16 protein-coding genes and 1 pseudogene are annotated in these 19,333 nt (G+C 56.6%); 7 read left to right on the top strand and 10 right to left on the bottom strand.

The window, feature by feature from the left end:
- Nucleotides 1-25: 25 nt before the first annotated feature.
- The 8 genes from frr to rpsB all read right to left on the bottom strand — a co-directional run bounded on the left by frr (nt 26) and on the right by rpsB (nt 8,078).
- Nucleotides 26-583 (bottom strand): ribosome recycling factor, encoded by a 558-nt coding sequence (gene frr, locus G7069_RS00285; RefSeq protein ID WP_166293272.1) that lies wholly within the window; start codon nt 581-583, stop codon nt 26-28.
- An 81-nt stretch (nt 584-664) separates the two neighbouring features.
- Nucleotides 665-1,381: a UMP kinase gene (gene pyrH, locus G7069_RS00280; RefSeq protein ID WP_166293271.1), complete on the bottom strand. Its 717-nt coding sequence runs from the start codon at nt 1,379-1,381 to the stop codon at nt 665-667.
- A 69-nt stretch (nt 1,382-1,450) separates the two neighbouring features.
- The gene (locus G7069_RS00275; protein ID WP_166293270.1) at nt 1,451-2,440 is read right to left on the bottom strand and encodes a spore coat protein U domain-containing protein; all 990 of its coding nucleotides are present in this window, start codon (nt 2,438-2,440) and stop codon (nt 1,451-1,453) included.
- Nucleotides 2,437-4,827, bottom strand: coding sequence for a fimbria/pilus outer membrane usher protein (locus G7069_RS00270; protein WP_205758726.1), 2,391 nt, complete (start codon nt 4,825-4,827; stop codon nt 2,437-2,439). Before G7069_RS00270 ends, G7069_RS00275 begins: the two co-directional genes overlap by 4 nt.
- A complete protein-coding gene (locus G7069_RS00265) occupies nt 4,784-5,503 on the bottom strand; it encodes a molecular chaperone (protein ID WP_166293268.1) in 720 nt (239 codons plus the stop codon). Before G7069_RS00265 ends, G7069_RS00270 begins: the two co-directional genes overlap by 44 nt.
- A gap of 4 nt (nt 5,504-5,507) precedes the next feature.
- Entirely contained in the window at nt 5,508-6,005 is a 498-nt protein-coding gene (locus tag G7069_RS00260; protein ID WP_166293267.1) for a spore coat U domain-containing protein, read from the bottom strand.
- A gap of 270 nt (nt 6,006-6,275) precedes the next feature.
- A complete protein-coding gene (tsf, locus tag G7069_RS00255) occupies nt 6,276-7,139 on the bottom strand; it encodes a translation elongation factor Ts (RefSeq protein ID WP_166293266.1) in 864 nt (287 codons plus the stop codon).
- 93 nt (nt 7,140-7,232) lie between these two features.
- Nucleotides 7,233-8,078, bottom strand: a complete 846-nt coding sequence (gene rpsB, locus G7069_RS00250) for a 30S ribosomal protein S2 (RefSeq protein ID WP_166293265.1) — start codon at nt 8,076-8,078, stop codon at nt 7,233-7,235.
- A gap of 257 nt (nt 8,079-8,335) precedes the next feature.
- On the opposite strand from rpsB, the gene map reads away from it, so the two are divergent.
- The 7 genes and pseudogenes from map to G7069_RS00215 all read left to right on the top strand — a co-directional run bounded on the left by map (nt 8,336) and on the right by G7069_RS00215 (nt 16,378).
- Nucleotides 8,336-9,112, top strand: a complete 777-nt coding sequence (gene map / locus G7069_RS00245; RefSeq protein WP_166293264.1) for a type I methionyl aminopeptidase — start codon at nt 8,336-8,338, stop codon at nt 9,110-9,112.
- Nucleotides 9,109-11,685 (top strand): [protein-PII] uridylyltransferase, encoded by a 2,577-nt coding sequence (glnD, locus tag G7069_RS00240; RefSeq protein WP_166293263.1) that lies wholly within the window; start codon nt 9,109-9,111, stop codon nt 11,683-11,685. The genes map and glnD overlap by 4 nt, the downstream gene beginning before the upstream one ends.
- Nucleotides 11,685-12,506, top strand: a pseudogene (dapD, locus tag G7069_RS00235) (2,3,4,5-tetrahydropyridine-2,6-dicarboxylate N-succinyltransferase); the annotation flags it as partial. The gene glnD and the pseudogene dapD, both read left to right, overlap by 1 nt.
- Complete coding sequence (locus G7069_RS00230; protein ID WP_166293261.1) at nt 12,503-12,862, top strand: Spx/MgsR family RNA polymerase-binding regulatory protein; 360 nt, start codon at nt 12,503-12,505, stop codon at nt 12,860-12,862. The pseudogene dapD and the gene G7069_RS00230, both read left to right, overlap by 4 nt.
- Entirely contained in the window at nt 12,859-13,995 is a 1,137-nt protein-coding gene (gene dapE / locus G7069_RS00225) for a succinyl-diaminopimelate desuccinylase (RefSeq protein ID WP_166293260.1), read from the top strand. The genes G7069_RS00230 and dapE overlap by 4 nt, the downstream gene beginning before the upstream one ends.
- Nucleotides 13,996-14,174: 179 nt before the next feature.
- Entirely contained in the window at nt 14,175-15,863 is a 1,689-nt protein-coding gene (gene asnB / locus G7069_RS00220; protein WP_166293259.1) for an asparagine synthase B, read from the top strand.
- 176 nt (nt 15,864-16,039) lie between these two features.
- Nucleotides 16,040-16,378 carry a hypothetical protein gene (locus G7069_RS00215; protein WP_166293258.1) on the top strand — a complete coding sequence of 113 codons (339 nt, stop codon included), beginning with the start codon at nt 16,040-16,042 and terminating at the stop codon, nt 16,376-16,378.
- A gap of 112 nt (nt 16,379-16,490) precedes the next feature.
- Here the strand turns inward: G7069_RS00215 and G7069_RS00210 are convergent, their stop codons facing one another.
- Complete coding sequence (locus G7069_RS00210) at nt 16,491-16,913, bottom strand: hypothetical protein (protein WP_205758725.1); 423 nt, start codon at nt 16,911-16,913, stop codon at nt 16,491-16,493.
- Between the two features lie 161 nt (nt 16,914-17,074).
- A complete protein-coding gene (gene parC / locus G7069_RS00205) occupies nt 17,075-19,321 on the bottom strand; it encodes a DNA topoisomerase IV subunit A (protein ID WP_166293256.1) in 2,247 nt (748 codons plus the stop codon).
- Between the last annotated feature and the right edge of the window lie 12 nt (nt 19,322-19,333).

The following is a 19,333-nucleotide window of genomic DNA, read 5'->3' as shown; positions in this document are numbered from 1 at the left end:
CATGTGCCGGACGGACGCAGGTGCGTCAAACAGCCATTAATTCAACTTCTTTCTCTTTGATCACCTCGTCGATGTCCTTGATCGCCTTATCGGTGATTTTTTGGATTTCGTCTTCGGTGCGGCGTTCATCGTCTTCGGTGATCGCCTTTTCTTTCAACAAATCTTTGATTTGCTGGTTCGCATCACGGCGAATATTGCGGACCGCGACTTTTGCGTCTTCGCCTTCGCTATGCACGACCTTGGTCAGGTCCTTGCGACGTTCTTCAGTCAATGCCGGAATATTGATTCGGATCGTGGTGCCGGCCGTGTTCGGCGTGAGGCCGAGGTCTGAACCCAAGATCGCTTTTTCGATCGCGGCCACCATGGGCTTTTCCCAAGGCGTAATGGTCAAGGAGCGGGCATCGCTGACGGTGACGCTCGCCACTTGGGTCAGGGGCATGTCCGAGCCGTAGTAATTCACTTTCAAATGGTCGACCAAGGCCGTGGTGGCGCGCCCTGTGCGCACTTTGCTCAAGGTGGTGCGAAGCGCTTCAATGCTTTTCTGCATGCGCGACTGCGCGTCTTTCTTGATTTCATTCAACATGGTCGATGCTCCGCGAATCTGACCGGCCATTATAGAGCGGATGCGATGCCTGCCGTGTTTTAAGCGGCCTTTGGCGGGGCTTTAGGCGTGAACGAGCGTTCCCACCGGTTCACCTTGAAGGATTCGCGCAATCACACCCGGCTGATACATGTCGAAGACGCGCATCGGCAGGGCACTGTCGCGTGCCAAGGCAAACGCCGCTGTATCCATCACCTGAAGGTTGCGTTGCAAGACTTCCGCGTAGGTGAGGTCATCAAATCGCACGGCATCCGCATGCTTGTTCGGGTCTTTGTCGTAAATGCCGTCCACCTTGGTGGCCTTCAGCAACAAATCTGCACCGATTTCAATGGCGCGCAAGGCCGCACCCGAATCGGTGGTGAAGAAGGGGCTACCCACGCCTGCGGCGAAAATGCAGATGCGACCTTTCTCCAAATGACGCACTGCACGACGACGGATGTAGTCTTCGCAAACATCGTTGATCTTGATTGCGCTCATCACGCGGCATTTGGCACCGAGCTTTTCCAATGCATCTTGCATGGCCAAGGCGTTGATCACCGTGGCCAACATGCCCATCTGGTCACCCGTGACACGATCCATGCCCGCTGCAGCAAGGCCTGCGCCGCGGAAAATATTGCCACCGCCAATCACCAAGGCAATTTCCGCACCGGCTGCGCGCGCTTCGATGACTTCAGTTGCGATGCGACCCAAAATCTTGGGGTCGATGCCGTAGTCTTCGTCCCCCATCAACGCCTCGCCGGAAAGTTTCAACAAAACGCGGCGATAGACGAGTTCAGACATGGGACACCTGTCGATAGAAGATGCGCACATTCTAACGGACGGGGAACCGCGGCATCACAGGCGGCACGATTAATAGGTAATCGTGACGGTAATGGTGTCGCTGTAATTGCCAGGGGTTGCGGTCTGCACGGGGACCTGCCCGTAGACCGTCGCGAGCTGAGTCGTCCCGGTTCCGGTGCCACTGACGGTGTCCGCATTCAAGGTATTTCCCCAGCGTGTGCTGCGCGAAGATTCGCGATAGAGCTCGTACAGCACGAAGTTCCCTGCGGCATCTTTCATTCTTCGCTGGGTGCCGCTCGCATTGCTACCGTTGTTCAGCCCCAACTTCCAAGCAGTGCCGCCCACACATTCCAAACTGATTTGCGAAGTTTGGTTCACGGGCGCGGTCATGAAGCCTTCGACGTCGCCGAAGTTGAGATCGCTCGCCGTATTGATTTTGCAGTGTGTCGTGACTTGCGCAGTCGTTGTGAACGGAAAGGTCGGCGTCGTGCTGCCGGCGGTGCCGCCGCTTTTGCAGTCGGTCGGTGGCGTCGAGCCGCCAAAGAAGTCGGGTTCGTCATAGCGAAATTCGATGCGGGTGGCGTTACCACTCAGCGCATGCGCGTACGTCCCCGAAACGGCACCCGTTTGAATGGGAATGCGTGCGGTGACCAACACGGGACTGGCACTGCCCGAGCCTGAGCTCCCCAGAAAGGGAATGTTGTAAGACAGGGTAGTCCGCTGTTGAGTAGGCGGTGACGCCGAATAAGCCTGCCAGGGCACATTGGCCGAGGTATACAAATCGTAGTTCAGCGTGTTGATGCCATTGACTAGTTGCCGGGGCACGCCGTCGATGTAAAGACACACGGCGACATGGACGTTACCCCCTAATGTGAGTGCGCCCGTGGTCGAGCAAGTGACCGTGATGCTTGTGTTTCCGGATACAACGGCCGTTCCGTTGTATCCCGTCAGCACAATATTCGGGGCAGACGCGCTGCAGGTCGTGGCGGCGTGCGCGCGCATCGAATACATCGACAGCGCAAGCACGATCAACAGAAAGAAGCTTGTGCGAAATTTCATTTCGTCTCCACCACGCATTGCACCGGTTCAATTCTTGGTATGCCAGTGGCTTTCTCATCGTAAGTGAATTCGGCAATGCACTTCGCTGATTGAATCGTCACTTCAAGCGTGTTTGTTTTGGCAAGCCCCTCGAGATAGACCTCGCCGTCGTAGCCCACTATCGTGTCTTCCTGCACGCTGTCGGTACCGATGCGACGAACACTGCTGCCCATCGGCACAACCGTACCTGAGGTGTCGACTAAAACCACGACGGCAGCGTGTACCGGTTGCAAGTCGAACGTCACTTTGGCGGCGCCGCTCGCGCCCGGTACCGCGTCCAAGTCTTTACGAGGAACGCGGATATTTGCGGGCAAGGCCGTCGGGTCAATGGAGATCCGATTATTTTGGAACGGAAATACAGGCGTCACAATCAATTGGCCTGAGGCGTTGGTCACACCGTAAGGTCGATTCTCCAAGCTCACAGGAACGCCTGCGATACCGGTGTCGACCAGTGCAAATCCACTGACCACTTCGCGCGATGCGAAGAGGCTCCGACCCATCCACAACACGCTGCCTCGCGCAGCCATGCGGTATTGATTGCCACTTCCGTCAGTGCCGTGTGCAACGCCGGCCGTTAGCTCCGCCGCGCGCGTGAGCCAAGTCGCTTCGGCAAGCCCTGAGTACCCGCTCGGCGTGTCTTGTCGCGCTTGAATGCGCCAGCCGATGTCGCCATTGGCGCGCGCCTGCTTCATGACGTTTGCTTCATACATATCGGTGGCATTTGTGTGCCGCATCGATGCACTCGATTGGTAGTCGTCGCCGAGTGTGGCGGAAATGCCGAATTGGAAGCTGTTCTGCGCCGAGTTGTCCAAATCTCTCTGGATGCCGGCATGCGCGAACCAGCCACGCCCGATTGCACGACTCCAATAGGCGCCGGCAATTCTGTTTCGGGCTTGTTTCGGATATTGCAAATTGGCATAGGTGAGGTTGAAGCTACCGAGCAGGGCGCTGTTCAGCCCCACGTTCGCACTCTCAGAACGTTGCGCCGGTAGAAAACCGCTTGAAACGGCCGCAAGATCGCGATAGTCGCCATGCGTGCGTTGGCTGTCGAATGCGGCGCTCAAAACACCATTCGACCATTGATAACCCCATCGCGTCTGACTGCCTTTCAATCCGCGCGATCGGCTGTCACTCCAAGCTGCATGCACGACACCGGCCTTGCCAATAAGAAATGCACCACCGGCACCCCCGAGTTGCAAGTCACGTCGCACTTCTGCGTGGACTTCACCGGTGAATCTTTCGGAGATGCCGCGGCGCCAACTTGCATCGAGTGCCACTGGCGCGTCATAGCGATTGGAGTCTGCGCCATAGCCGAGACGAACGCGCCCCACGGAGACCGACCAGTCATTGAGCCCGCGCGCGAGCAACCGACGCGTGCCATAAAACGGAATGTCCACTTCGCGCGCACGACCATAGGCATCTGTGAGAACCAATCGCGCGTTTCCCAAGCCTTCCATTGACGGAAGTCCGGAAACCACAAATCGACCCGGTGGTGATTCACCTTCGAATTGTTTGATGCCGTTGACATACAACTCGACACTCGTGGGCACAGCGCTTTCACCGCTGAAAATAGGTCCGGGTGAAAGCACTCGGTAGGGTTGCAACGACGGGTAGTTGGTTCCGAAGCGGATGCCCGCCATGCGCGTTTGTCGTGCCCATTCCGGGCTATTTGTCACCAAGTCACCCAAGATGACTTCAAGTGCTTTGTCGGCGGACGTCCAGCGCAAACGCGTGTCTAGACGAATGGCGCGTGAGTTCCATTTTCCGCCGACATCCGTGGTTTGCAGCACGCCGTTTGTTTCGAACGTGAAGTTGCCGGGGCCGAACAATCGCAGTGCGGGCGCCACAACAATGTTCGATACGCCGTTGCCTCTGAATGCATCGAGATCGTAGTTCAACAGACCGCCCCAGGGCGCATCGGAGACAGGCGGCGAGATGGGTGGTGCATTCAATCGTGTGGTGTCCGCGCTTAACGCAGAAACAGGTGCGCTCAAAGCAACCGTCTGTGCGGCGCTGTCATAGAAGACGCGAATGCCATCGCGTTCCACGGGCAACAGGCGTTCATTTGATTCGGTCGCTTGGACTTGAAGCCCAAGCTCTAGCAATGTTGCCGGACTTGCGAACAAATGCCCATCACGCAAAACAAAGCGATAGACAGACGGACGCAACTGTTCGTTAACCGTTACCTGCAAATACAGTTCGTCTGCGGCTTCACTGATGTCAGTCGAAGGCGAGAGCGCAGAGACGCCGTCGCCTGCGAAAGCTGAAACACTGAGGCAACAAGCAACCGCAAATGCGAGCAGGTCAGGGCGAAGACGATGGCGGGAGCGCGGTTGCGTCATGGTCATCGTTGATTACGGCTTCGAAATGCCCATTCCCTGTGGCCATTGCCGCAGGAATCGGCCAGCGCATGGTTTCGCCAGGCAGCACATAACCCAGCAATCCCGGGTTTAATTCGCGGCGTTGATTGCCGGGGCCGACCCACCACACTTGTGACAGTCGTGCGTGTTGGCGTCCTGTGTTGGCCACTTCCAACACAGCGTCGTGCGCGCGTGCAGTTAATTTCGGTTGTATGGCATTTGCTTGCGAAACCGGTGCAATGAACACCGGCAATGAATACTTCAGCAGAAACGTCAGACCGGCCTTGGACCCCTGAGGTGTGGCCGCCGGAAGTTCGCTGACAATCACGCGGTATGTCCCTTCGTTGTCTGACGGTGGCGTGAGGCGCACGACGCGCACCAATTGCTTGGCGCCGGGTGCAATATTGAGCATCGCGGGCGTTGCAACGATGTCGCGCGTGGGTTCCAAGACATCTTTGCCATCGACTTGCCGCCAAAGGAACACTTGAACCTGCGCCCGAACCGGCGCACTGCCCGTATTCGTCAACGTCAGCGCGTCGGACGTCTGGTTGGCACGCATATCCAAACCGGTCGGTGACACTTGCAATGACGATGCCGAAACCGGCATCGTCAAGCACAGGCCAATCGCCAAGACACACGATTTGAAGAGAAGGCCGAGTTTCATGGCATCAGTATGTAATGGTTGCCGTGATGGTGTCTTTGTAGTCGTCGGCTTGAACGTTTAAGGCGCCTGGCAGTACGCGGCCGTACACGGTCAGGGTTTGGTTGTTGTTGTTGCCGGTTGCAGCAGTGGGCATGCCGACCGTTGCGCCCCAATTGGTCGTGCGACCACTGTTGCTGTACAAGGCGTAGGCGACCGTATCCGTGTTGCCGGAAGTGATGCCTGCCATTTTGCGTGCCGTATCCGTGTTGCCCGATGTGGAACCGGCGTTCAAGCCCACGGTATACGAGGTGCCTTTGGTGCACTTCACGGTGATCGTGGAGGTGGCATCAATATTGGCGGATTCGCTGAAATCGTGCGAGCCGAAGTCGAGGTCGCTCGCCGAAATGCTGCAGGCCTTCTTGACGTTCAACTTGACGTCAAAGGTTGCAGTTTTGGTATCGGCCATGGCCGGTGCGGCGAGAACAGAAACGAGTGCGGCGACAAGTGCAGTGCGAATGATCATGGTGAATTCCTAGAGAGTGAGTGAATGCCATGGGTTAAAGCAAAATCCGTGCCAACATCACGAAAGCGCTTAAAACATAGGGCCTTTTAAAGGTGTAGGCGCATTAATCAGGGCGATTAACACGCATCAAAAGTCTCTTAATCATCCGATGACACTTACGCACGCATCGCAGAAAAATGTGACGCAGTGCGTCAGTTCAACAACAATCATGTCGGGCATAAAAAAACCCGCCTCGCGGCGGGTTCTTAATGCGCAAAGGTCAGACGTGTTTCAGACTTGCATCGCCTTGGCGACTTCAGCTGCGTAGTCTTCCTTCACTTTTTCGATGCCTTCGCCAACAGCCAAGCGTTCGAACTTCAGCACTTCCGCGCCTGCAGCCTTGAGGGCGGCTTCAACGGTTTGCTCGTTGTTCAGCACGTAGGGCTGACCGGTGAGGGTGATTTCCTTGACGGTCTTGTCGACCTTGCCCGAAATCATCTTTTCAAGGATTTCAGCCGGCTTGCCGGAATCTTTCACTTGGGCCAAAGCGATTTCTTTTTCGCGCTCAACGAATTCAGCCGGCACGTGTGCAGGCGAGATGTAGGGCGGGTTCATGGCAGCGATGTGCATGGCGATACCGCGTGCCAATTCTTCGGTGCCACCCTTCAATTCAACCAACACGCCGATACGGCCACCGTGCACGTATGCGCCGATGGTGTTCGCGCTTTCGATGCGTGCCATACGACGCACTTGCACGTTTTCGCCGACCTTGGCGACAACAGCAGCGCGGGTCACTTCAACGGTTTCGTCGCCGATCTTCTCGTTCTTCAACGCGTCGATGTCAGCGGCATTCAATGCGGCTTGTGCCACTTGATCAGCAAAGCCGGTGAAGTTGGCGTCTTTCGCGACGAAGTCGGTTTCAGAGTTCACTTCGACCAATGCAGCTTTGCCCGGTGCGGTGGCCATCGAGATACGGCCTTCGGCAGCAACGCGGTCGGCCTTTTTGTCAGCCTTGGCGAGACCGGTCTTACGCAACCAATCTGCCGATGCGTCGATGTCGCCATTGTTTTCAGTCAAAGCCTTCTTGCATTCCATCATGCCGGCGCCAGTGCGCTCGCGAAGTTCTTTGACCATGGATGCGGAAATATCAGCCATTACGGTTTCCTTGAATGTAGTGCCGTCACCGCCTTAGCGCAGTGACATGAAAGGGTCGGGCGCCGTGACCGGCGCCCGGGTCGTGCGTGCCGATTATTCGGCGGCGGCGACGTCAGATTCGCCAGCGGCTTCTGCTGCGGCTTCCGGCGCGGCTTCGGGTGCAGCTTCAGCAGCGGCAGCCTTGGCAGCCGGCTTGCGGCCACGGGCCGGCTTGGCGTCTGCGAATTCGTCTTCGCTGACCGAAGCAGCGTTTGGCGAAGCAGCCTTGCCTTCCAGCACGGCGTCAGCAGCAGCGCGTGCGTACAACTGCACAGCGCGGATGGCGTCGTCGTTGCCCGGGATGGCGTAGTCGACCAAAGCCGGATCGTAGTTGGTATCGACAACAGCGATCACCGGGATGCCGAGGGTCTTGGCTTCCTTGATGGCGATGTCTTCGTGACCGATATCGATGACAAACAAAGCGTCGGGCAGACGGTTCATGTCTTTGATACCGCCGAGCGATGCTTCCAGCTTGTCGCGTTCGCGACGCAGGCCGAGCACTTCGTGCTTGACGAGCTTTTCGAACGTGCCGTCGCTTTCACCGGCTTCGAGTTCTTTCAAACGTGCAACCGACTTCTTGACCGTTGCAAAGTTGGTCAAGGTGCCGCCCAACCAGCGTTGGGTCATGAACGGCATGCCGCAACGTTCAGCTTCTTCCTTGATGGCGTCGCGCGCGCTGCGCTTGGTGCCAACAAACAAGACGGTGCCGCGCTTTTGCGCAACTTTCGAAAGGAAGTTCATCGCGTCGTTGAACAACGGCACGGTCTTTTCGAGGTTGATGATGTGGATCTTGCCGCGGGCACCGAAGATGTACGGACCCATTTTCGGGTTCCAGTAACGGGTTTGGTGACCGAAGTGAACGCCTGCTTCAAGCATTTGGCGCATGGTGATCTGTGGCATTGCGTGTAACTCCATAAATAAGGAACCACTGCCATGGAATGTGGGGCAGCTGCACGCGAGCGTGCGAGGTTCCGGGGTTGGGCCTCCCAATCGTCACTGCTGCCGAACCTGCACTAGGCAGGCACCCCGGAGCAGGGATTGCCGATTGGTGTGTATTCGTCGGTGTCGCCCGACGTGGCGACTACACAGGTGTAGCGGGCGTCATGATATCAGGAAACCCTTTGCCGCGCCTGCCAGCCATCGGCGATAATACTGGGATGAGTATTTCGATTAAGACCCAAGAAGACATTGAATCCATGCGCATTGCGGGCCGTTTGGCCAGTGAAGTACTGGATTTGATGTCTGAACATGTCCGCCCAGGCATCAGCACCGCTGAACTGGACCGAATTGCCCACGATCATATTGTGAACGTTCAGAAGGCTGTTCCGGCGAATGTGGGCTACCGCGGGTTCCCGAAGACCCTCTGCACCTCGGTCAACAACGTCATCTGTCATGGCATCCCGAATGAAGGGAAGATTCTGAAAGAGGGCGATATCGTCAATATCGATGTCACCGTCATCAAAGACGGCTGGCACGGCGACACCAGTCGCATGTACTACGCGGGCACACCCTCGGTGATGGCAAAGCGTTTGGCCGAAACCACCTACGAAGCCATGTGGCGCGGCATTCGCCAAGTGCGCCCGGGTGCCACGTTGGGTGACATCGGCGCAGCGATTCAATCGTTTGTTGAATCACAACGCTTTAGCGTTGTGCGTGAGTACTGTGGTCATGGCATCGGCAAGATCTATCACGAAGATCCGCAGGTCTTGCATTACGGCACCGCCGGCGAAGGCTTGGTCTTGAAGAAGGGCATGACCTTCACCATCGAACCGATGGTTAACGAAGGCAGCTACCGGACGAAACTTCTGCCGGATGGTTGGACGGTCGTCACGCGTGACCGTTCTTTGTCTGCGCAATGGGAACACATGATCGCCGTAACCGACGACGGCTTCGATGTGCTGACCTTGTCCGCGGGCTCACCGCCGCCTCCGTGAGTGCCGACGAAGCCTCTCAAGGTTCGACTTGGTCGCAACACGCGCGGCAGCGACTTGCTGCCTTCGACCTTGCATTGGCGCAGCGCTTTGATGAACAAGCACCCGTTCGCGAGCTGAATCGCGAACGCGCGGCGTTCATGGATCAAGTGATGTGTGAGGCTTGGCAGGCGTGCTTGCCGGGATCACCCGTTACGTTGATTGCGGTCGGTGGTTACGGTCGAGCAAGTGTGTATCCGCAGTCTGATGTCGATCTCCTGATCTTGGTGGAGTCGGCAGAACGTCGCGCGCATGCCGACGCCATTTCAAGATTTGTCGCCATGGTGTGGGATGCACGCATTCCCATTTCGCATGCGGTTCGCACCGTGGGCGAAGCGGCACGCGCCTGCGAAGAAGACATCACTGTGCTGACGGCGATGATGGATGCGCGCGTGTTGTCTGGCGATGGAGAGCGGTTCGAAGCGTTGCGCGCAGCCACATCGCCACGGCACATGTGGTCAGCTGCACGCTACTTCGCCGCCAAACGCGAAGAGTTGCGCGCACGCCACGCGCGCTTCCATGACACATCAGAGAATCTAGAACCCAACATCAAGGAAGGCCCAGGCGGATTGCGTGATATGCAAACCCTGCGTTGGATGGCCATGCGTGTTTTGGGCGAGCCGGGTCTGGAGGCGTTGCAGGCGCACGGACAACTCGGTGCCGATGAGCATGAAACTTTGATGCGTTCCGGGGCGAACTTGCAGAAGCTTCGCTTCGGTTTGCACTTGGTGGCAGGCAAACGTGAAGAACGATTGCGTTTCGATCATCAACGCGCCTTGGCTGCGCGTTTGTTACATGTGGAAGCGGCATCTAATGCGGATGTTGAGCAGGTCATGCAGGGCTTCTATCGCAGCGCGGGCCTGATTCAACGCATTTCTGAGCGCTTGTTGCAACGCTTTGAAGAACATTTGCAAGGCGAATCAACACCGGTGGCCATTGATGCCGATTTTGATGCGTTGAATGGCTATCTAGCGGCACACGACCCCGCGTGGCCTGCAGGCGACCCTTCAAAAATCTTCCGACTGTTTGAAACTTGGTCGACGGCCGCGCAACTTCCTGCATTACATTCGCGCACGGCGCGCGCGCTTGCTGAATCCTTACCGTGTATCCCCGCATGGATGGATGCCGATGCAGGGATGCGTGCGCAGTTCATGCAGCTGCTGCGCGGGCCGGATGCGATTCGCATTCTGATCGAGATGGCAAAGACCGGTGTGCTGGCACGTTGGATTCCAGCATTTGCGAATGTCACCGGTCGCATGCAATTCGATCTGTTTCATGTCTACACGGTTGATCAGCACACCTTGATGGTGTTGCGTACTTTGGCCTTGTTCCAGTCCGGCGAAGACGCTGAGCGTTTCTCGCAAGCGCACACCGTCATGCCACGGTTGCGCAAGCCGGAGTTGCTCTTGCTGGCTGCGCTCTTTCATGACATTGCAAAGGGGCGGGGCGGCGATCACGCCGAGTTGGGTGCGGTAGATGCGCGAGATTTTTGCGCAGCGCATGACCTGCAGCCTGCCGATGTCGACATGGTGGAATGGTTGGTTCGACACCATTTGCTGATGTCGGTCACGGCCCAAAAACAAGACATTTCTGATCCGGATGTCATTACGCGGTTTGCGCATTTCGTGGCCGACCGTGAGCGTCTCGACTATCTCTATCTGTTGACCTGCGCAGACATTGCCGGCACATCGCCGAAACTCTGGAATGCATGGAAAGACCGTCTGTTGGCGGACTTGCAGGTGTCAACACGTTTGGCGTTGCGACGCGGCTTGGAAGATCCGCTGGCGCGCGAAGAACGCATTGAAGAAACGCGCCAAGCGGCCGTGGCCTTGCTCAGTGATGGCAGTGCCGCAATCCCGGTGATCAATTGGCTGCCTGCCGATGCATTGCTTCGATATCGTCCCGAGCAGATTGCATGGATGGCACAGGCGATCGAATCCTCCAAAGACATGCTCGCCGCGGCGCACGCCGTGGACGACGCGGGTCGCGCATTGGAAATCATGGTGTGGTCACGCGACCGCAGAGGTTTGTTCGCTGCAATCGTGATGACCTTGGATCGCTTAGGTCTTGAAGTGTTGCAAGCGCGCCTGATGGACGCTGTCGACGGCATGGTCTTAGACGTGTTTCATTGCTTGCCGCGCGATGCCACACGCGTGGTCGATCCGCGTGAAGTGGAGCGACGGTTGCGCACAGTCTTGGAAAAATCGTCCTTGATGGACGAGAGTCCCGCACGTCGCACCACACACAGACATTTGCGCCAGTTCAAAATCACACCGCAAATTGCCGTCTCTGAGCAGGCGGGTGGTCGCAACTTGCTGAGCATTGTCTGCAATGACCGCGCGGGCTTATTGGCAGATGTCGCGGCGTTCCTGCGCAAGGAAGGATTGCGCGTACACGACGCACGCATTGCCACCTTCGGCGAACGCGCTGAAGATATGTTTACCGTTTCGCCGGACAATGGCGAATCACTCACCGAGGCGCGTCTTTCGACACTGACGGCGGCACTCGAACCCATACTTGTAGGAGCAACACATTGAACGCATTGAAAGCACGCATTGAACACGCTTGGGACGCGCGCGCAGATCTAGACGCCGCAGGCCTGGCCGCATTGCGTCCTGATGTCTTGCAGGCTATCGAAGGCTTGGAGTCCGGTGAATTTCGTGTCGCTTCGCCAAGTGATTCCGGGTGGGTCGTCAACGAGTGGTTGAAGAAAGCCGTATTGCTGTATTTCCGCACGGAAGACATGCAACTGATCGAATCACAACCATCGCCTTTCTTCGACAAGATTCCGATGCGTTTTGCCGACTTCAGTGAAGCCGATTTCCGAGCCATGGGCGTGCGCGTGTTGCCGGGCACCGTTGTGCGTCGTGGCACCTATTTGGGACGTGACGTCGTATTGACGCCGAGCTTTGTCAATATCGGTGCGCATGTGGGCGAAGGCACCATGGTCGATACCTGGGCGACCGTCGGTTCATGCGCGCAGATTGGTCAGCATTGCCATATCTCGGGCGGTGCCGGCATCGGTGGGGTGCTCGAGCCTTTACAAGCCTCGCCGACGATTATCGAAGACCACTGCTTCATCGGTGCACGTTCGGAAATTGTTGAAGGCGTGATTGTCGGACACCATAGTGTGATCGGGATGGGCGTGTTCATTGGCCAATCGACGCGTATCTACAACCGCGAAACGCGTGAAATCACCTATGGCTATGTGCCGCCGGGTAGCGTCGTTGTGTCGGGCTCGCTGCCAGCGGCCGACGGTTCTCACTCACTGTATTGCGCGGTCATCGTGAAGCAAGTGGACGAGAAAACACGCAGCAAAACCAGCATCAATGATTTGCTTCGCGGGCATGCCCAATGACAACTGTCTACGGACTGAAAAATTGCGACAGCTGCCGTAAGGCACAAAACTGGCTGAAACGGTTCGACATTCCGTATACGTTTGTGGACGTTCGAGACACACGACCTACGCCCGATCAGTTCGTGCACTGGCAAGCCGCCGTGGGCGGTTGGGAAAAGTTGGTAAACAAGTCTTCGACCACATGGCGGCAATTGCCGGATGCGCGGAAGTCGCCTGGGTCGGACGCGGAATGGAAACTTTTGCTCCGCGAACATCCCGCTTTGGTCAAACGCCCGCTGGTCGAAACCGACGATGGCACTGTGCACCAAGGATTCACTGATAACGGCTTCAAAGCTTTGTTTGGAATCTCGAAATGACCGACGTCCTCGCACTGACGCAAGCGCTCATATCGCGTCCTTCCATCACACCGGACGATTTGGGTTGCCAGCACTTATTGGCGACGCAATTGAGCGACGCTGGCTTCAGCTGTGAACACATGCGCTTCGGCGACGTCGATAACTTGTGGGCGACGCACGGGCGTGACGGGCCGGTGCTGGTATTTCTAGGGCATACCGATGTGGTGCCCCCCGGGCCACTAGAAGATTGGACGTCAGATCCGTTTGAGCCCGTCATTCGCGACGGCGTGTTGTATGGACGCGGTGCTGCAGATATGAAGGGCAGTGTGGCTGCATTCGTCGTGGCACTGAGGCAATTTGTTACGGAGCACCCGGACCACGCTGGCACGGTGGCCCTGTTGCTCACCTCCGATGAAGAGGGCGCGGCCATCAATGGCGTTCGCAAAGTCGTTGAGACGTTTAAGGCACGTGGGCAGCGCATCGACTACTGCATCACGGGCGAACCTTCATCCAAGAACAGCTTAGGTGACTTGTTACGTGTGGGCCGACGCGGCTCATTGTCGGCAAAGCTGCGCGTCGACGGTGTGCAAGGTCATGTCGCCTATCCTGAGAAAGCCGATAACCCCGTCCATCGTGCATTGCCCGCACTTGCGGCGTTGTCGTCCAAAGTCTGGGATGACGGCTACGAATCGTTTCCGCCGACCAGTTTGCAAATCACCGATACACATGCCGGCAATGGCGCAAACAATGTGATTCCGGGGCAGTTGGATGTGTTGTTCAATCTGCGCTACAACCCGAACTGGACAGCGGAGCAACTTCAATCCGAGTGCGAGAAGATTCTCAACGCACATCTAGTGCGTTTCGACATTCACTGGCATCAAAGTGGCGCACCGTTCTACACGCCGGAAGGGCCTTTACGCGTTGCTTGCCGCGAGGTGCTGACGACCTTCACGGGCCAGCCGCCGGAAGAAAGCACGGGGGGTGGCACCTCCGACGCACGATTTATTGCCCCCATGGGTGCCCACTGCGTGGAAATTGGCCCGGTCAATGCCAGTATTCATAAAGTTGACGAAAACGTCCTTGTTTCAGATTTGAACAAGCTGCCAACTATTTTTGTGTCACTGATGCAGAAACTACTTGTCAAACCGGAATGAAGCAGGGCACACTCAAGCCATGAACCGCATTTCCGCCACCACCGTCAATCGCAATAACAATAATGCCTGCCAACAGCGGGACGACGGTTAGCGCACGAAATTCGACAAACGCCTATCCGAAGCCCGCTTGAAAAAGCGGGCTTTTTTATTGCCCACGATTTACCCAATTGGAGTTCGACATGTGTTCCATCCTTTCCGTCATCGACCTGCGTGAACGCGCAGATGTCTCCATCTTGAGGCCGTCAGCGATCGCCTTATCCGCCATGCAGCGGCACCGTGGTCCGGACTGGAGTGGTGTGTATGAACATCCGAATGCGCTGTTGGTGCATGAGCGCCTGTCCATCGTCGATCCGGCAGGTGGCGCGCAGCCTTTGCGTTCAAAAGACGGACAGCTTGCACTCGCCGTGAACGGAGAGATCTACAACCACATGAAATTCCGCGCCCCCCTTGCGTCGACCTATGCGTTTCAAACGGGATCAGATTGCGAAGTGATCAACGCCCTCTATGCGCGTGAGCCAGAGGGGGACCCGTCCGATTGGTTGAAACGCTTAAACGGCATGTTTGCATTCGTGTTGTGGGATGCGGCACGAAAGCGTGCGCTGATCTCGCGTGACCACATGGGCATCTGCCCCTTGTACTGGGGACACGATGTGGATGGTCGCCTATGGGTTGCGTCTGAAATGAAAGCCATCGCCCGCATGTGCGCGGATGTCAGTCAATTTCCGCCCGGTCATGTGTTCGATACGCAAACCGGCGAACTCACTGCATGGTATGCACCGACATGGCGAACCCATGCGGACGTCGCTGGACAAGACGCGACACCCGAAGAGATTCGTGAAGCCTTGGAATCCGCGGTACATCGTCAATTGATGGGCGACGTGCCTTATGGCGTCTTGCTGTCCGGCGGCCTTGACTCTTCGATCATTGCCGCGTGCGCGGCACGATTCGCACGGAAGCGCGTAGACGACGGTGACGCCAGTGAGGCATGGTGGCCGCGCGTGCACTCCTTTGCGATCGGACTTGAAGGTTCCCCCGATCTTGCAGCGGCCGAAGTCGCTGCGCGCGCGATCGATTCCGTGCACCACGGTTTCACCTTCACCTTGGAAGAAGGTTTGGATGCATTGCCCGATGTGATACGTCACATCGAGACCTTTGACGTCACCACGGTGCGTGCCTCAACGCCGATGTTTCTGTTAGCACGTCGGATTAAATCCATGGGTGTGAAGATGGTGCTGTCGGGCGAGGGCAGCGATGAACTGTTCGGCGGCTACCTTTATTTCCACAAGGCACCGGACGCGCAAAGCTTCCACGAGGAATTGGTTCGTAAGTTGGATGCGCTGCACCAGTTCGATTGCCTGCGTGCCAACAAATCCATGATGGCTTGGGGCGTTGAACCGCGTGTACCGTTCCTGGATCCCGCTTTTATGGATGTAGCGATGGGCATCGATGCCACACACAAAATGGTCGGTGGCAGACGCATCGAAAAGCACATTCTGCGCGAGGCATTCAAAGGGGTCCTGCCGGATGAAATCCTATGGCGTCAAAAGGAACAGTTCAGTGACGGCGTCGGCTATGGCTGGATCGATGGCTTGAAGGCGCACGCCGAATCCGTCGTCAGCGATATGCAATTCGTGACCGCGGCCGTTCGATTCCCGTTGAACACGCCCGCCAGCAAAGAGGCTTATCTCTACCGATCACTCTTCGAACAAGTCTTTCCATCTGCCGCGTGCGCAGCCACGGTGCCCGGTGGCAAGTCGATTGCATGTTCATCGCCTGCAGCGTTGGCATGGGATGCAGCATTCGCGGCGAGTGCGGATCCTTCGGGCCGAGCGGTCAAGAGTGTGCACATCTCAAGATCAACTGCTTGACTTGCCCTGATCGTTTGTCGGCATGGCAAAAGAGCGTTTGTGTGCTTCGAAACGTAGATGCTTCCTGCATGGGAGAACCGCATTGACGTTGGAAGCTGGGACGCGTGAGGATATGTCGACGAACGGAGGGCATTGTTGCAGGAAATGTCCTTAAAGAATCTAGAGGAGATAGATAGATGAGCGCAGGCGCATGGGGATTCTTTCTCGGGGCGGCACCAGGATTGCTGTACGTACTAAAAAACATGGCGTATTTTCAGCGGCAAATCATGGCGGTTAAGGCTGCGGCACTGAAGGAAGGGAATCAATTTGAGTTTAACTTTTCGCCGGCAATGAAGTTCAACTACTTGTTTCGACCAGCTAAAATCATTGACGAGAATGATGGAGTCGAATTGAGAAAGGCGAAGACGGTTTTTCTCTCTGGGCGGCAAACGATAGTCGCTCGTCATTGCCTCGGAATTGCGCTTGTAGCTATTGGCTCTTTGCTGGGTTCGGTTATTGCAACTATTTCAGGGTGATAACACCATTATGGATGTCGCGATGGGCATCGATGCCACACACAAAATGGTCGGCGGCAGATTGAGCGACCATTTCAAAGCGTCTGAAATCTACGCAGTGGCAGTTCTCAAATCAAACAACCGCAATCATCTTCTGCTTGAGAATCGCCTTGTACACCGGCTTACCTTGAATACGTTTGAACTCGCGTTCAACGGCTTTGCGGTCTGCGGATTCGCGTTGGCGTGAAATGACCGCGAGACAGAATGCGTTGTCGTCGCCGAACTTTTCAACCGCCCATCGAGTGCCATTTGCGTTACCAGGCCAGAACGCGTGCCACGCGTAGTTCATTGCGCCACTGGCCAGCGGTGCGGCCTTCAAAGAGACGCCTACGACACCGGAACTGTTGCGTGAGGTCTTGACGCCGTGCGATGTGATCGGCGGCGGCAGGGTCTTCTTTATCTTGGCCAGCCACTCTGCGGCTGCCTTCTCGGCTTTCTTCCAAGAACCGTACTCGACCAAGGAGAAATTGCGCGCGTACTGTTCTTTGTTGCGCATGATCCGAGCCATGATGCAGCCGGATGCTTCGTTTTTAGTCAAGTTTTTCGGCAGGTTCGACATACAGTCGGCCCTTGGTGTGCGGGGGAACATCAATCTTAACATGCGGTTACCGCCGACTTTGTCGGCGGCATATGTCTGTTAATCCCGCGTGTAAGTTCTCATTCGCGAGAGAGGCGATCCACCTTTTGCCAGCCACGCGGTAGCAAACCACCGCGGCTCGCCCGTGCGCCCACATAGGCATCGAGATCCTTGAAGGACAAACTCATCGTGCGTGCGCCGGAGTGGACCATCAAAGTGTTGCCAGGTGCAATGGCTGCCACGGCAACCACATGCTCTGTACCGCGCTTGGCCTTAGGAATCTCAATCATCTTGTTGCCTTTGCCCTTGTCGAGCTCAGGCAGCTCGGAAACCGGGAAGGCCAACAAATGCCCCGCGCTGGTCACGACGACCAAGCGCTCATCGGCGTGGTTTGTGAGCAGCGCGGGCTGCAGCGTATTGGCACCGGCAGGCAATGAAAGCATGGCTTTACCGGCTTTTTGGCGGCCGACCAGATTCTCAAATCGAGTGACGAAGCCATGTCCTTGGTCGGAAGCCAAGATGAGCTTGACGTCGTTCTCTGCACTGGCAATAGCCGAGAACCGTGCCCCTGCCGCCGGCGAGAATCGACCGGTCAGTGGCTCGCCGTTGCCGCGGGCTGAGGGCAGCGTATGCGCAGAGGTCGAATAGGCGCGCCCATTCGAATCCATAAACGCAACATTGAGGTTGCTTCGCGTACGCACCGCTACAAGCAACGCGTCGCCGTCCCGATACGCAATCGTCGAAGCATCAATGTCATGTCCCTTCGCCGCTCGCACCCAACCCTTCTCACTCAAAATAACGGTGACAGGTTCACTTGCGACGAGTTCGGTTTCTGCCAGGGCTTGTGCGGCACCGCGTGAAACGATGGGCGACTTGCGTGCATCGCCGAACTTTTTGGCGTCTGCCAACAATTCGTCTTTGATCAGTTTCTTGAGCTTTGCTTTGCTGCCCAGAATCGCCATCAAACGGTCGCGCTCGGCATCCAGCTCATCTTGCTCGCCGCGAATCTTCATTTCTTCCAAGCGCGCCAATTGCTTCAAGCGCGTATCAAGAATGTAGTCCGCTTGATCCTCACTCAGTTCGAAGCGCGCGATTAAGGCGGCTTTGGGTTCGTCCTCAGTACGAATGATATGAATCACTTCGTCGAGGTTGAGGAAGGCCACCAACAGGCCGTCCAATAAATGCAGACGACGCTCGACGCGCTCAAGTCGGTAGCTCAAGCGACGGGTCACGGTGTCTTGGCGGAACACCAACCATTCGGACAGCATCGTCTTCAAGTTCTTGACGCGCGGCTTGCCATCCAAGCCAATCACGTTCAAGTTGACGCGGAAGCTCTTTTCCAAATCGGTGGTGGCAAACAAATGCCCCATCAACTGATCGGCATCAATTCGATTGCTGCGCGGAATCAAGGTAATTCGAACGGGATTCTCATGATCGGATTCGTCGCGGATGTCCTCCAACCACGGCAACTTCTTCGCCCGCATTTGCGTGGCGATCTGTTCGATGACTTTGGATGGTGACACTTGGTAGGGCAGGCTGTTCACAACAATGTGATTGCCTTCTTTGACGAAGGTGGCGCGTGCACGCACGCCTCCGTTTCCGGTGGCATAAATCTGCTTCAGATCAGCCGTCGACGTAATGATTTCCGCAGTGGTCGGGTAGTCAGGACCACGGACGTGTTCGCACAAGGTATCGAGCGTCGCGTCAGGATCATCGAGCAAGATCAAACACGCGCTGACAATTTCATTGAGATTGTGCGGCGGGATGTCGGTCGCCATACCGACGGCAATCCCCGTCGTGCCGTTCAACAGCACATGCGGTAAGCGCGCGGGTAGCCAAGACGGTTCTTCCAATGTGCCGTCAAAGTTCGGATCCCAATCCACCGTGCCCTGGCCAAGTTCCGCAAGCAGCACTTCCGCGATCGGCGTGAGCTTGGATTCGGTATAGCGCATGGCGGCAAAGGATTTCGGATCTTCGCTCGAGCCGAAGTTGCCTTGACCATCAATCAAGGGATAGCGGTACGAAAACGGTTGCGCCATCAGCACCAAGGCTTCGTAGCACGCGATGTCACCGTGCGGATGGAATTTACCAATCACGTCGCCTACCGTTCTGGCCGACTTCTTATGTTTCGAAGTGGCCGACAAACCCAGCTCACTCATGGCGTAGATGATGCGGCGTTGAACCGGTTTCAGACCGTCGCCAACAAAGGGCAGGGCGCGGTCCAGCACCACGTACATCGAGTAATCAAGGTAGGCGCGTTCGGCATATTCACGCAGCAGAATCTGCTCATGACCGTGAAAGCTGGGGCGCGCGGGTAGATCGGTCATGCGTTGGGTAAC

This window comes from Lysobacter sp. HDW10 (assembly GCF_011300685.1).
Classification (GTDB): Bacteria; Pseudomonadota; Gammaproteobacteria; order Xanthomonadales; family Xanthomonadaceae; genus Solilutibacter.
This window is presented reverse-complemented; position numbering and strand designations above follow the sequence as displayed.

Coding starts and splice junctions, on each gene's coding strand:
- tsf (WP_166293266.1), bottom strand. CDS start 7,139: ATGGCTGATATTTCCGCATCCATGGTCAAAGAACTTCGCGAGCGCACT.
- frr (WP_166293272.1), bottom strand. CDS start 583: ATGTTGAATGAAATCAAGAAAGACGCGCAGTCGCGCATGCAGAAAAGC.
- G7069_RS00215 (WP_166293258.1), top strand. CDS start 16,040: ATGAGCGCAGGCGCATGGGGATTCTTTCTCGGGGCGGCACCAGGATTG.
- map (WP_166293264.1), top strand. CDS start 8,336: ATGAGTATTTCGATTAAGACCCAAGAAGACATTGAATCCATGCGCATT.
- G7069_RS00275 (WP_166293270.1), bottom strand. CDS start 2,440: ATGAAATTTCGCACAAGCTTCTTTCTGTTGATCGTGCTTGCGCTGTCG.
- asnB (WP_166293259.1), top strand. CDS start 14,175: ATGTGTTCCATCCTTTCCGTCATCGACCTGCGTGAACGCGCAGATGTC.
- pyrH (WP_166293271.1), bottom strand. CDS start 1,381: ATGTCTGAACTCGTCTATCGCCGCGTTTTGTTGAAACTTTCCGGCGAG.
- dapE (WP_166293260.1), top strand. CDS start 12,859: ATGACCGACGTCCTCGCACTGACGCAAGCGCTCATATCGCGTCCTTCC.
- G7069_RS00210 (WP_205758725.1), bottom strand. CDS start 16,913: ATGCGCAACAAAGAACAGTACGCGCGCAATTTCTCCTTGGTCGAGTAC.
- rpsB (WP_166293265.1), bottom strand. CDS start 8,078: ATGCCACAGATCACCATGCGCCAAATGCTTGAAGCAGGCGTTCACTTC.
- parC (WP_166293256.1), bottom strand. CDS start 19,321: ATGACCGATCTACCCGCGCGCCCCAGCTTTCACGGTCATGAGCAGATT.
- G7069_RS00265 (WP_166293268.1), bottom strand. CDS start 5,503: ATGAAACTCGGCCTTCTCTTCAAATCGTGTGTCTTGGCGATTGGCCTG.
- G7069_RS00270 (WP_205758726.1), bottom strand. CDS start 4,827: ATGACCATGACGCAACCGCGCTCCCGCCATCGTCTTCGCCCTGACCTG.
- G7069_RS00260 (WP_166293267.1), bottom strand. CDS start 6,005: ATGATCATTCGCACTGCACTTGTCGCCGCACTCGTTTCTGTTCTCGCC.
- G7069_RS00230 (WP_166293261.1), top strand. CDS start 12,503: ATGACAACTGTCTACGGACTGAAAAATTGCGACAGCTGCCGTAAGGCA.